This window comes from Mesorhizobium sp. M1078, assembly GCF_040318615.1.
GTDB lineage: Bacteria > Pseudomonadota > Alphaproteobacteria > Rhizobiales > Rhizobiaceae > Mesorhizobium.
In genome coordinates, this window is record NZ_JAMYMP010000009.1 from 147,036 (window position 1) to 160,000 (window position 12,965).

The following is a 12,965-nucleotide window of genomic DNA, read 5'->3' on the forward strand; positions in this document are numbered from 1 at the left end:
GTTAAAGCCCCCGCCAGGCGCTGTGCGCCCGCAGGCGGTTTTCAAGACGCTCGCCAAGCAGGGCGACCAGCTTTGCCGCGCCATAGTAGAGCAGCCCGACGACGGTCCAGACCACGAACGGCTTCAAGGTTCGCATGTTGAGGATGTGGCCAATCTTGGTCAGGTCGACGACGCCGATGACAGAAATCAGCGACGTCACCTGAAGCTGGTTGACCAGCAGCGCGACGAGCGGGCCGACCGCGAAGGCGGCAGCCTGGGGCGAAACGATATGGCGCAGGACCTGCCACCGGGTCAGGCCGAAGACACGCGCGGCCTCGACCTGCTCGCGTTCGATCGACTCGATCGCCGAGACCGCGATGACATAGACGAATGCCGCGGTGTTCGCCGACAGAGTGATGGTCGCTGCGGTGACCGGCGTCACCCTTATATGCAACAGCGCCGGCAGGCCGAAGAACGCCAGGAACAGCTGCACCAACACCGGCGAGTTCTTCAACAGCTCCGACAGGAAGGTGACGACCTGGGCCAGAACCGGCACACGGTAGAACCGCACCAACGCCCAGCTCAGGCCAATCAGCAGTCCGATCAGAGAGGTGACGAGAAACAGCGCGATGTTGGTGCCGAGACCTTGCGCCAGCAGGATCAGGTCGTAGGAGGTGAAGTCGCTGAACCGCATCAGTCGACCGCCTCCATCATGTCCCGATTGAGATGGCGGTGGAGCAGGGTGACGCCCAGCGAGACCAGATAGGTCAGGGCCGCATAGGCACAGAGCAGCACCATATAGACCTCGAAGGGCCGATAGGTCTGCGAGACCACGATCTGGGCTGAGCCGGTGAGCTCGTTGAGAGTGATGGTCGAGAGGATCGAGGACGTAAGGATCATGTTGATGAGCACGGATCCGAGCGGTCGCACGGAGGTGCGCAGCGCAATCGGCAGCACGATGCGGGTGAAGATCTTGCGCCTGGACAGGCCGCTCACTTCAGCGGCGTCGATGATGCCCTGGTCGATGGCGAGGATGCCGGCGCGAATGATGTCGGAGGCATAGGCGCCGCCGGCAATCGAAAGCGCCACGACGCCGGTGGTGAAGGCATCGATGTAAATGCCGAGCTCGGGCAGGCCGTAATAGAAGAAGAACAGCTGGACGATGAACGGCACATTGCGGAACAGATCGACATAGACGAAGGCGATCCGTCGAAGCAGTGCCGAGGCGGAGGTGCGTGCGATCGCCACTAACGCGCCCATGACGACGCTTCCTACCAGCGACAGCGCGCAAGCCGCGGCCGTGAGTTCGGCGCCGCGCGCCAGAAAACCCAGATGCGGGAGCAGAGTGGACAGATCGAAATGCACCGGCGGTCCCCAGTGAAACCGGTTTCACTCTTTTGGCTTTTGCCTCGTCTGTCAAGATGCAGGGTCTGGTTGCCGGCCTGTGGCTTGCATTCGTTGCGATGATTCCGGTTCGCCTCATGCGCGCTATGTCTCAAGCGCCGGCAATTCGCCGCCGGCTTTCAGCTCGAGGACGCCGCCTATGCCAGCCGCGCGTCGCTGCGATGGCGGCTGGGGCGGCGCCCTCGGTTTGCCGATCCCGGCGCCGGCGTCGGATTCGGCTACGTCACCAACCGCATGCTGGGTTTCGACGACGTCGATCCACGCCGCAAGGTATTGATTGATGCCGTTTACGACGCGCTCTGACGTAGGAGCGTTGGGAGCCGTTATGCGCGGATGTTCCACATGGCGTCCGGCACAACCACCAGCTTGCCGACGAAATCCTTGGCGATGAAGTCGGCCTGCGCCTTGTGGAAATCGGACAGTTTGTAGACACCGCCGACCAGCGGCCGGATTTTCTTCGCTTCGATGTATCCAACGATGCGGCGGAAGTCGGCGCGCGTGCCCTGGCTCGATCCGTGCAGTTGCAGCTGCTTCAGATACATGGTCCGGAGATCGAGCTGCACAACCGGACCGGCAATCGCGCCGGCGGTGGTGTAACGGCCTTCAGGTCGCAGGATGCGCAGCAGGTCGTTGAAGATCGCGCCGCCGACGAGATCGGCGACCACATCGATCGGCTGGCCGCCAGTGGCTTCATTCACGGCGGCGGGAAGATCGGCAACCCCACGGGTAATAACCGCTTCGGCGCCGATGTCGCGCACCGCCTGCTCCTTGCCCTTGCCGACGACAGCGTAGGGAACGGCGCCGCGCGCCCGCGCCAGCTGCACGATGCCGGAACCGACGCCGCCCGAGGCGCCGGTGACCAGCACGCGTTCGCCGGCTTGCAGCCCGGCGCGCTCCAACATCTGCTCGCCGGTGAGGTAGGCGCAGCAGAAGGTGGCGAGTTCGACGTCGCTCATGTCAGTATCGACGACATGCGCATTCTCGCCCGGCACCGTCTGGTACTCGGCGTACCCGCCGTCGCGACCGTGGCCCATATAGTCGATGTCGGCGAGGGAATCGTCGTCGCGGTTGTAGATCGAAAAATCGACCATTACCCGTTCGCCGATACGGCCCGGGGAAACGCCTTCGCCGACGGCAGCGATGGTGCCGACCGTGTCGGTGCCCTGGATGCGCGGGAAGGTAAGCGTGTTGCCTTGCCGCCGCCACGTCGACACGGCGGCAGCGTCCTCCTCCGTGCCATAGGCGCCCTGGCGTACCCAGACATCGGTGTTGTTCATACCGCAAGCGCTGACCTTAACCAGCACCTCGCCGGCGGCAGGCACAGGCACTTTCACATCGCTGCGATAGACGAGCTTTTCCGGTCCGCCATGCCCGGTGAGCAGCACGGCGGCCATGGTGGCGGGGAGGGTCTTGGTCATGGGGGTCGATCTCAGAGATTGGAAAACACGCTGTTGACGGCATCGGCGGTTTTCGAAACGACGATGTCGGCTTCCTCACGCGTCAGGCAGAGCGGCGGCGCGAAGCCTAGTATGTCGCCCTGCGGCATGGCGCGGCCGATGACGCCGCTGGCGGCAAGTGCTGTCGCCACATGCGGCCCGATCTTGAGCGAGGCGTCGAAGAACACCCGGTCGTCCTTGTCGGCGACAAATTCGACCGCCGCCAGCATGCCATCGCCGCGCACGTCGCCGACGTGTCTGTGCCCGCCGACAGCCTTGGTCAGTTCGGCGCGGAAATAAGCGCCGGTCTCACCGGCGTTCGTCACCAGGTCCAGTTCGTCGATCAGTTCGAGATTTGCGACACCTGCGGCGACGCAGATCGGATGCGCGGCATAGGTCCAGCCATGGCCGAGCGAACCGAGCTTGTCGGAGCCCTGCACCAGCACCTGCCACATCTTGTCGGCAACGATGACGCCCGATAGCGGCGCGTAGGCCGAGGTCAGCCCCTTGGCGATGGTGATGAGGTCTGGCTTGATGCCGTAATGGTCGGAGCCGAACATGGTGCCGAGACGGCCGAAGCCCGTCACCACCTCGTCGGCGACCAGCAGCACGTCATACTTCTTCAGCACCGCCTGGATCTTCTCCCAGTAGCCGGCCGGCGGCGGCACGATGCCGCCGGTGCCGAGGATCGGCTCGCCGATGAAGGCGGCGACCCTGTCGGGACCCTCGGCCAGGATCATTTCTTCGAGCTTGTCGGCGCAATGCTGCGAGAACTGCTCCTCGCTCATCGAGCGGTCGGCGCGGCGGAAATAGTAGGGCGCTTCGGTGTGCAGGACCGGCGCGCGCGGCAGGTCGAAGGCGTTGTGGAACAGGTCGAGCCCGGTCAGTGATCCCGTCATCACGCCCGAACCGTGATAGCCGCGCCAGCGCGAGATGATCTTCTTCTTCTCCGGCCGCCCAAGCACGTTGTTGTAGTACCAGATCAGCTTGACGTTGGTTTCGTTGGCGTCCGAACCGGAGAGCCCGAAATAGACCCTGCTCATGCCCTTCGGCGCGCGGTCGATGATCATCTTGGCCAGCGTGATCGAGGCCTCGGTGCCGTGGCCGACATAGGCATGATAGTAGGCGAGGTTCTTCGCCTGGGTGGCGATGGCATCCGCGATCTTTTGGCGGCCATAGCCGACATTGACGCAATAGAGACCGGCAAAGGCATCGATGCTCTTCTTGCCATTGTTATCCCACACGGTGACGCCTTCGCCGCCGGCCATGATGCGGGTGGGCGATTCACCGCGCGCATGCGTGCCCATATGGGTCGAGGGATGGAAGAAGTGGTCGCGATCCCAGGCGTTGAGTTCGTTGGACTGGTCGAGCATTTTTTGACTCCTTGAGGGATGGCCGGACGGACTTATGCGACGTCCAGGCAGAGGTACTTCAGATCGGCGAAAGCTTCGAGCCCATGGCGCGAGCCTTCGCGACCGATGCCGGATTGCTTGACGCCGCCGAATGGGATCGGCGCGCCGGTGATCTTGACGCGATTGATAGCGACCATGCCGTAGTCGAGCGCGCGGCCCAGGCGCTGCTGGCGGGCGCCGTTCTCGGTAACGACATAGGCGACCAGGCCATATTCTGTGGCGTTGGCACGGGCGATCACTTCGTCCTCACTGTCGAACGGCGTGACGGCGGCGACCGGCCCAAAGGTCTCCTCGCGCATGATCAGCGCTTCGTCGGGCACGTCGGCCAGCAGCGTCGGCTGGTAGAACAGCGGCCCGGCCTGATGCCGCTTGCCGCCGGTGAGGCAGCGCGCGCCATGGGCGACGGCATCGGCGACCTGTTCCTCGACCTTCGTCACGGCGCGCTCATGCATCAACGGTCCGATATCGATCTTGTCGCCAAGCCCATTGCCGGTCCGCAGCGCCTCGATAGGCCTGGCGAAGGCGGCGCAGAAGCGATCGTAGATCGGGCGCTGGACGTAGATGCGGTTGGCGGCAAGGCAGTCCTGGCCGGAGGTGGCGAATTTGGCATCGATGGCGATGCTCACCGCCTTGTCCAGATCGGTATCGGCAAAGACGATCAGCGGCGCGTGGCCCCCAAGCTCCATCACCAGCCGCTTCATCGTCGGCGCGCTTTGCGCCGCGATCAGCCGGCCGATCTCGGTCGAGCCGGTGAAGCTTATGGCGCGAACGCGCGGGTCTTCGCACATGCGGCCGACGATGATTGCAGCCTTTCCGGTGATGACGTTGAAGACACCGGCGGGGATGCCGGCGCGCTCGCCGAGTTCGGCCAGTGCCAGCGCCGACAGCGGCGTCTCGGATGAAGGATGCGCGACGATGGTGCAGCCGGCGGCAAGGGCGGCCGCCGCCTTGCGGGTCAGCATGGCCGCCGGAAAATTCCAGGGCGTGACGACGCCGACGACACCGAGCGGCTCGCGCCGCACCATCATCTCGGCATTCGGCAGATGGCTGGTGACGCTCTCGGCGTTGAGGCGCTTTGCCTCTTCGGCATACCATTCGACGAAAGAGGCGGCATAGTCGATTTCGCCGAGCGATTCCTGCAGCGGCTTGCCCTGTTCCAAAGTCATCAGCAGAGCGAGATCGTCTTTCGCACCTATAATCAGCTCGAACCATTTTCGCAGAATTCTGGACCGCTCCTGCGGCAGCAGTGACCGCCAAGTCGGGAAGGCACGCGCGGCGGCACCGATTGCCCTTGTCGTTTGCTGCGCATCGAGCGCGGCGACAAACGCGACCGTCGCGCCTGTGGCCGGATCGGTGACTTCAAAGCTTTCGGCCGCTTCGCTCGCGGTCCAATGCCCATCGACATAGGCAAGCTCGCGCAGCAGCCGGCGGTCGGAGAGGCGGTCGAGCGCCTCATGGCGATGCGAGCGGGCAAAATGCGCGGACATGGTCGAGGCCTCCCGGTTCGGACGATGCGGGAAGACTATCGGTCACATGCAGACAGAGAGACTGTTTCGACGCCCTGAAGGAGAGAGAGTCTCTCTATTGTGCCGTCCCGACAGACATTCTCTCCGGGCTTATGCCGACGCCGGCAACAGGTCGGCTATCGGTAGCACGATTTCGTCCTTCACCGTCTTGGTGACGATGTAGGTGAAGTAGCGGTCGATGCCGATCTCGCGCTCCAGCAAGCCGTCGACCAGCCGCTGATAGGCGTCGATGTCGCGCGCCATCACCTTCACCACATAGTCGACGCCGCCGCCAACCGACCAGCAGGCGACGATCTCGGGGATGTCGCGGACGACGCGTTCGAAGCGGTCGAAATCGGCCTGGCGATGGCTGGCCAGCGTCACCTCCATCAGCACCGTTGCGACCGGCGCCACGACGCGCATGGCGATCCTTGCGTGATAGCCCGAGACGATGCCGGCCTTCTCCAGCTTGCGCAACCGCATCCAGCACGGCGTCGGCGACAGCCCGACCTGTTCGGCCAGCGCCAGCTTGGTGATGCGCCCGTCGCGCTGGATGACGTCGAGTATCCTGAGGTCGATCGCGTCGAGTTTCGCTGATGTCATCGGCGTCCGCTTTTTTGTCGGCATCACCATGACGGCGCATTATTTCGATTGTCAATTGCACTGATTTCGATCTCTAATAAGTCATGACATTATGGCAACCCGACCCCGCGCTCCTCCGCCGGCCAGCCTATCAATCGCTGGCCGACCAGTTCGCGCGCGCCATTCATGACGGGCGGCTGGCCAATGGCGCGCGGCTGCCGACGCATCGCCGGCTGGCCGACGATCTGAAACTGTCGGTGCAGACCGTCAGCCGCGCCTATGAGGAACTGATCCGGCGCGGCCTCATCTCGGGCGAGATCGGCCGCGGCAGCTTTGTCCAGACGCAGCGCCGCGAGCCGGAACCGCCCTATCTGCCGGAGCGCCTCGGCGAGGTCATCGATCTGTCAATCCTGAAGCCGGTCTGCGAGCCGATGCATTTGGAGCGGCTGAAGCAGGCGCTGGGCTGGCTGGCCGAAAACCTGCCATCCAGTTCGGCGTTGTCGTTCCGGCCCAACATGGTGTTCCCGCGTCACCGCGCGGTGGCTGTCGAATGGCTGAAACTGTGTGGGCTCGACACCTCCGCACAGAATATCAGCCTGACCAATGGCGCGACCGCCGGGATGACCGTGGCGCTGATGAGCGTTGCGCCGCCGGGATCGACTGTCGCCACCGAGGCTATCGGCCACCACACGCTGGTGCCGCTGGCGCGCTATCTCGGCTTCAACCTGGAAGGCCTGCCGATCGACGGCAATGGCCTGATCCCGGAGGCGTTGGACGAGGTCTGCCGGCTCACCGACATTCGCGCGGTATTCGTGCAACCGTCGGTGATCAACCCGACGGCGACGCTGATGGACGCTCGGCGGCGCGAAGAGATCGCCGCGGTCGCGCGCAAGCACGACATCGCCATCATCGAGAACGATGTGCTGGGTCCGCTGGTCGAGGACCGGCCGCCGCCGGTCGCCGCCTTTGCGCCGGAGCGCACGCTCTACGTCACTTCCTTCACCAAGATCACCGTACCTGGCCTGCGCATCGGCTATCTCGCGGCGCCCGACCGCTATGTCGCCGCCGTTGCCAACCGGCATCTGGTGTCGAACTGGATGGCGACGCCGCTGGTGGCCGAGATCGCCACCAAATGGGTGACCGACGGCACGGCGATGGAACTCGTTCGCTGGCAGCGCGCGGCATTGCGCCGCCGCCAGGACATCGCAGCCGAGGTGCTGGGCGGGGTTGGTTATCGCGCCAGGCGCGACGGGCTGCATGTCTGGTTGCAACTGCCCGCGGACCGTGCCGAGGAAAGCTTCGTCGCCCAGGCCCGCCTGCAAGGCGTGGCGATCGCGCCCGGCACCTCCTTCCGCATCTCGGATGCGCCCTGGCATCCGGCGGTGCGCATCTCGCTAGGCTCGACCACCGAGGGGGAACTGCGCGCCGGCTTAGGCGTTGTCACCAAGCTGCTGCTTGGCGATCCGGAGCATCTGTTGCTCGCAATCTAAGCGGGAATTGCTCTGGAATCACTCAGCGCCGGAAATATTGTCATGATTTTATTTTCCCAATTGACATGATTTGGCGCGTTCCGCATCGTTAAGGGCACAGGCTTCTCCAGTAGGGGAAATTCATTTGTCCGCACCCATCATCAAGGTCGACGCCATTTCGAAGAGCTTCGGCTCGTTCAAGGTGCTGGACGGCCTGTCGATGCAGGTCATGCCCGGCGAGAAGCTGGCGCTGATCGGCCCGTCCGGCTCGGGCAAGACGACGATCCTGCGCATCCTGATGACGCTGGAGAAGATCGACGGCGGCCATATCCAGATCGATGGCGAGCAGCTCTACCACATGGAGCGCAATGGCCAGCTGCTGCCCGCCGACGAGCGGCACCTGACCAAGATGCGGCAGAAGATCGGGATGGTCTTCCAGCTGTTCAATCTGTTTCCGCACAAATGCGTCATGGACAATGTCACGCTGGCGCCGATGCTGACCAAAGGCACGCCGCGAGCCGCTGCCGAGAAGCGGGCGATGGAGCTGCTCGACATGGTCGGCATGGCCGACAAGGCGAAGTCGATGCCGGCGCAGCTGTCCGGCGGCCAGAAGCAGCGCGTGGCGATTGCCCGTGCGCTGGCATTGTCGCCGAAGATCATGCTGTTCGACGAGGTGACGTCGGCCCTCGATCCGGAGCTGGTCGAGGAGGTGATGAACGTCATGCGCAAGCTCGCGGCCGAGACCGACATGACCATGCTGCTGGTCACCCACGAGATGGGCTTTGCCCATGACTTCGCCGACCGCGTGCTGTTTTTCGACCGCGGCAAGATCGTCGAAGAGGGCAAACCCGACGAGATTTTCCGCCATCCCAAGCAGGAGCGCACGCAAGGCTTCCTGAAGAAGATCATCGCGGCCGGACATCGTGTCTGACCGCTTTGCGGGGCGGAAGACCGCCCCAGACAAAACCAAGAAGACAACAAGGAGTTGGGAACAATGAAGAAACTTGGCATTCTGGCCGGCGTCGCCGGTCTCGCACTGACGGCGGTGCTCGCCGCGTCGAGCACCGGTTCGGCCGATGACAGCAAGCTCGAGCAATTGAAGGCGCAGGGCTTTGCCCGCGTCGCCATCGCCAACGAGCCGCCCTACACTGCGGTCGCCGCCGACGGCAAGGTTTCAGGCGCGGCGCCGGACGTGGCCCGCGAGGTCTTCAAGCGTCTTGGCGTTGGCGACATCGTCGCTTCGATCTCTGAATATGGCGCGATGATCCCCGGCCTGCAGGCCGGCCGCTTCGACGTCGTCACCGCCGGCCTGTTCATGAAGCCAGAGCGCTGCGCGGCGGTGGTCTATTCGGAACCTGTGCTGTGCGACGCCGAGGCGATGCTGGTCAAGAAGGGCAATCCGAAGGGCTTCAAGAGCTACGAGGATGTCGCCAAGGACATGTCGGCCACCATCGGCGCGCCGGGCGGCGGCACCGAGGAGAAGCTGGCGCTCAACGCCGGCGTGCCGCGCGAGCGCGTCATCGTCGTGCCGGACGGCCAGAGCGGCCTGAAGATGCTGCAGGACGGCCGCATCGATGCCTATTCGCTTCCCGTCCTGTCGATCAACGACCTCGTCAAGAAAGCCAACGATCTGAACCTCGAAGTCATCGCCCCGGTGGTCGGCGCGCCGGTCTATTGCGACGGCGCCGCCTTCAAGAAAGGCGATGAGGCCCTGCGCGATGCCTTCGATGTCGAGCTCGCCAAGCTGAAGAAATCCGGCGAGTTCGCCAAGATCATCGAGCCCTACGGCTTCTCGGCCGCAGCCGCGATGTCGACAACGCGAGACAAGCTCTGCGCGGCGAAATAGCGCCGTTTTTGCCTTCTCCCTGTTCACGGAGAGAAGGTGGCCCGAAGGGCCGGATGAGGGGCGGCGCCAGGTTCTGAGAATTTAGCGCTGCCCCTCATCTGCCTGCCCGTCCTCCGCAGCAGCTGCGCTGCAGCTTCGGAGGGTCGACTGGCATCTTCTCTCCGTGAACGGGAGAAGGAAGCTAACCGCCAACGTTGGAACCCGAATGACCCAGTGGTCCGGCTACCTCGGCCTGATATTGCAGGGAGCGCTTGTCACCATCGAGCTGACGCTGATGGGGTCGGTGCTCGCCCTGATCATGGCCTTCCTCGCCGGCATGGGCCGCGTGTCGCGCTTCTTTGCGCTGCGCTGGCTGGCCACCGCCTATATAGAATTCTTCCGCGGCACCTCGATCTTCGTGCAGCTGTTTTTTGCCTATTTCGTGTTGCCGTTGATCGGCCTCGAACTGACCCCGCTGCAGGCGGGTGTGCTGGCGCTGGGCCTCAATGTCGGCGCCTATGCGGCCGAGGTGGTACGCGGCGCCATCCAGTCGGTCGGCCGCGAACAATATGAAGCCTGCATCGCGCTCAACCTCGGCCGCTGGCAAGGCATGCGCCACGTCATCCTGCCGCAGGCGCTGCTGGTCATGCTGCCGACCTTCGGCAACAATGCCATCGAACTGCTCAAGGCGACCTCCGTGGTGTCGCTGATCTCGCTCGCCGATCTCACCTTTCAGGCGCAGGTCGTGCGCTCGCAGACCGGCAACACGCTGGCGCCGTTCACCACCATCCTGATCATCTATTTCGCCCTGGCGCTGATCATCTCCTGGGGCGTGCGTTCTCTGGAACGCCGCATGGCGCGCGGCCTCGACGGGGTGCGCGTCTGATGGCCGGAGCTTCCTGATGGATTGGGATTGGAACTTCGTTTGGGAAATCCTGCCAACGCTGATCCAGGGCGTGAAGATCACCATCCTGGCGACGCTGCTCGGCTCGGTGCTGGCCGCGATTGTGGGTCTGGGCATCGCGCTGGCGCGACGCTCGCCCAACAAGGTCCTGTCACGCAGCATCGGCTGGGCGGCCGAATTCATCCGCGGCACGCCACTTCTGGTGCAACTTTATTTCATCTTCTATGTCCTGCCGGATTTCGGCATCCTTTTGCCGCCCTTGGTCGCCGGCGTCATCGGGCTCGGCCTGCACTACGGCACCTACACGGCGGAAGTCTATCGCGCCGGCATCGACAACGTGCCGCGCGGCCAGTGGGAGGCGGCCAAGGCCTGCAATCTGAGCGCCACGCAGACCTGGACCAACATCATCATTCCGCAAGCGATCCCACCGATGATCCCGGCTTTGGCCAACTATTTCATCGCCATGTTCAAGGAGACGCCGCTCCTATCGGCGATCACCGTGCTGGAGCTGATGAACCAGGCCAAGAGCGTCGCCAACACCTACTACCGCTACATTGAGCCGATCACGCTGGTCGGCGCTTTCTTCCTCGTCATCAGCCTCTTCTCGGTCGTGCTGCTGCGCTGGCTGGAACATCGCTACGGCAAGATCGAAAGGTAATTCTCAAGATGAAACCGCTGCCCGAGATCAGGCTGATGCCGACAAGGCCGGCGCTCGATGCGCGCCCGCTGGAAAAGCGCGTCGGCCTGATCATCCTTGCCACCGACCACACCAGCGAACCGGATTTCCGCCGCATGGTGGCGAGCGAGCGGGTCGGCGTCTATGTCGCGCGCATTCCCTACAAGAATCCGACCACACCCGAGAATCTCCGCAAGATGCAGCCCGAGCTGGCGGCGGGTGCTGCCCTCATCCTGCCCGATGAGCCGCTCGACGCGATCTGCTACTCCTGCACCTCGGCCTCGGTGGTGATTGGCGACGCTGAAATCGAGGCCGCGATCCAGTCTGCCAAGCCGGGTGTTCCCGTCGTCACGCCGCCGATGGCCGGCGTGCGCGGGCTGCAGGCGCTGGGCGCGAAAAAGATCAGCATCCTCACCCCTTACACCGTCGAAACCTCCAGGCCGATGGCGACGTATTTCGGCGAGCGCGGCTTTGAGATCGTCAGCTTCACCTGCCTCGGCTTCGAGGACGATCGCGAGATGGCGCGCATTGCGCCGGCAGCGATCGTCGACCTAGCTCGTGAGGCGACGCATGCGCAGGCCGATGCACTGTTCGTATCCTGCACCGCATTGCGCGGAGCGCTCGCGGTTCCCGGCATGGAACAGGCGATCGACCGTCCGGTCGTCACCAGCAATCAGGCCAGCGCCTGGAATTGTTTGCGGTTGTGTGGCGACGGGACGTCGCATCCCGAATTTGGCCGTCTGATGACGCTGCCTTTGCCGCGCGATTGACGATCATGACGAGAGTTACCCTTAGCGATATCCGTGCCGCCCGGGAGCGAATTGCCGGCAAAATCGAGCGCACGCCAACCGTGCCATCCCCTAGTCTATCCGGGCACCTCGGCGTCCCCGTCCATCTCAAGCTTGAACACCGCCAGACCACCGGCAGCTTCAAGCTGCGCGGCGCCTCGAATGCCGTTGCTTCGCTGAGCACCGAGGAGAAGGCGCGCGGCATGGTCGCGGCGTCGACCGGCAATCATGGCCGTGCGCTGGCCCATGCCGCGAAGCTGGAAGGCATGCGCGCGGTGATCTGCATGTCGCGACTGGTGCCGGGCAACAAGCTCGACGAAATCCGTCGGCTTGGCGCGGATGTCCGCATCATCGGCAACAGTCAGGACGAGGCGCAGCAGGAGGTCGAACGGCTGGTGGCGCAGGAGGGACTGGTGATGCTGCCGCCCTTCGACCACCCGGCCATCATCGCCGGGCAAGGCACGCTCGGACTGGAGATGATCGAGCAGGTCCCGGACGCCGCTCTCGTCCTGGTGCAACTCTCAGGTGGCGGACTCGCCTCGGGCATCGCCGCCGCTGTCAAGGGCGTCAGCCCCGGGACAAAAATCATCGGCGTTTCGATGGCACGTGGTGCTGCGATGAAGGCCAGCCTCGACGCCGGCCGGCCGGTCGAGATCGAGGAGTTGCCGACACTGGCGGATTCGCTCGGCGGCGGCATCGGTCTCGACAACCGGCTGACCTTCGCCATGTGCCGCGATCTGCTCGACGACGTCATCCTGCTCAGCGAGGACGAGATCGCCGCCGGCATCCGCCATGCCTATGAACAGGAGCGCGAGATCGTCGAAGGCGCCGGAGCGGTCGGCATCGCTGCGCTACTCGCCGGCAAGGTCAGGGCGACGGGGCCGGTGGTCGTTCTTCTCTCGGGCCGCAATATCGACATGAACACGCATCGCAAGATCGTCTGCGGTGACGCAATCGCGGAGCGCGCGGCATGAAAACTCTCCCA

13 protein-coding genes are annotated in these 12,965 nt (G+C 64.1%); 7 read left to right on the forward strand and 6 right to left on the reverse strand.

The window, feature by feature from the left end:
- Nucleotide 1 precedes the first annotated feature (1 nt).
- From NKH38_RS14930 to NKH38_RS14955, 6 genes are all read right to left on the reverse strand, one after another.
- Nucleotides 2-673: an amino acid ABC transporter permease gene (locus tag NKH38_RS14930; RefSeq protein ID WP_023804425.1), complete on the reverse strand. Its 672-nt coding sequence runs from the start codon at nt 671-673 to the stop codon at nt 2-4.
- Nucleotides 673-1,344, reverse strand: a complete 672-nt coding sequence (locus NKH38_RS14935) for an amino acid ABC transporter permease (RefSeq protein ID WP_352762619.1) — start codon at nt 1,342-1,344, stop codon at nt 673-675. Before NKH38_RS14935 ends, NKH38_RS14930 begins: the two co-directional genes overlap by 1 nt.
- A gap of 362 nt (nt 1,345-1,706) precedes the next feature.
- Complete coding sequence (locus NKH38_RS14940) at nt 1,707-2,801, reverse strand: alcohol dehydrogenase family protein (protein ID WP_352762617.1); 1,095 nt, start codon at nt 2,799-2,801, stop codon at nt 1,707-1,709.
- An 11-nt stretch (nt 2,802-2,812) separates the two neighbouring features.
- On the reverse strand, nt 2,813-4,192 hold the full coding sequence (locus NKH38_RS14945) for an aspartate aminotransferase family protein (RefSeq protein WP_352762615.1): 1,380 nt from the start codon (nt 4,190-4,192) through the stop codon (nt 2,813-2,815).
- 32 nt (nt 4,193-4,224) lie between these two features.
- Nucleotides 4,225-5,718, reverse strand: coding sequence for an NAD-dependent succinate-semialdehyde dehydrogenase (locus NKH38_RS14950; RefSeq protein WP_352762613.1), 1,494 nt, complete (start codon nt 5,716-5,718; stop codon nt 4,225-4,227).
- Between the two features lie 129 nt (nt 5,719-5,847).
- Complete coding sequence (locus NKH38_RS14955; RefSeq protein WP_352762612.1) at nt 5,848-6,339, reverse strand: Lrp/AsnC family transcriptional regulator; 492 nt, start codon at nt 6,337-6,339, stop codon at nt 5,848-5,850.
- An 83-nt stretch (nt 6,340-6,422) separates the two neighbouring features.
- Between NKH38_RS14955 and ehuR the strand changes: the two genes are divergently transcribed.
- From ehuR to eutB, 7 genes are all read left to right on the forward strand, one after another.
- Nucleotides 6,423-7,808, forward strand: a complete 1,386-nt coding sequence (ehuR, locus tag NKH38_RS14960) for a MocR-like ectoine utilization transcription factor EhuR (protein WP_023729200.1) — start codon at nt 6,423-6,425, stop codon at nt 7,806-7,808.
- A gap of 124 nt (nt 7,809-7,932) precedes the next feature.
- Nucleotides 7,933-8,718, forward strand: a complete 786-nt coding sequence (gene ehuA, locus NKH38_RS14965; protein WP_023729201.1) for an ectoine/hydroxyectoine ABC transporter ATP-binding protein EhuA — start codon at nt 7,933-7,935, stop codon at nt 8,716-8,718.
- Nucleotides 8,719-8,781: 63 nt separating this feature from the next.
- Nucleotides 8,782-9,633 carry an ectoine/hydroxyectoine ABC transporter substrate-binding protein EhuB gene (gene ehuB, locus NKH38_RS14970; RefSeq protein ID WP_023729202.1) on the forward strand — a complete coding sequence of 284 codons (852 nt, stop codon included), beginning with the start codon at nt 8,782-8,784 and terminating at the stop codon, nt 9,631-9,633.
- A 205-nt stretch (nt 9,634-9,838) separates the two neighbouring features.
- On the forward strand, nt 9,839-10,498 hold the full coding sequence (gene ehuC / locus NKH38_RS14975) for an ectoine/hydroxyectoine ABC transporter permease subunit EhuC (protein ID WP_023667875.1): 660 nt from the start codon (nt 9,839-9,841) through the stop codon (nt 10,496-10,498).
- A 16-nt stretch (nt 10,499-10,514) separates the two neighbouring features.
- A complete protein-coding gene (gene ehuD, locus NKH38_RS14980; protein ID WP_023729203.1) occupies nt 10,515-11,174 on the forward strand; it encodes an ectoine/hydroxyectoine ABC transporter permease subunit EhuD in 660 nt (219 codons plus the stop codon).
- An 8-nt stretch (nt 11,175-11,182) separates the two neighbouring features.
- Complete coding sequence (gene eutA, locus NKH38_RS14985) at nt 11,183-11,962, forward strand: ectoine utilization protein EutA (RefSeq protein ID WP_023686971.1); 780 nt, start codon at nt 11,183-11,185, stop codon at nt 11,960-11,962.
- A gap of 5 nt (nt 11,963-11,967) precedes the next feature.
- Nucleotides 11,968-12,954, forward strand: a complete 987-nt coding sequence (eutB, locus tag NKH38_RS14990; RefSeq protein WP_023729205.1) for a hydroxyectoine utilization dehydratase EutB — start codon at nt 11,968-11,970, stop codon at nt 12,952-12,954.
- The last annotated feature ends 11 nt before the right edge of the window (nt 12,955-12,965 follow it).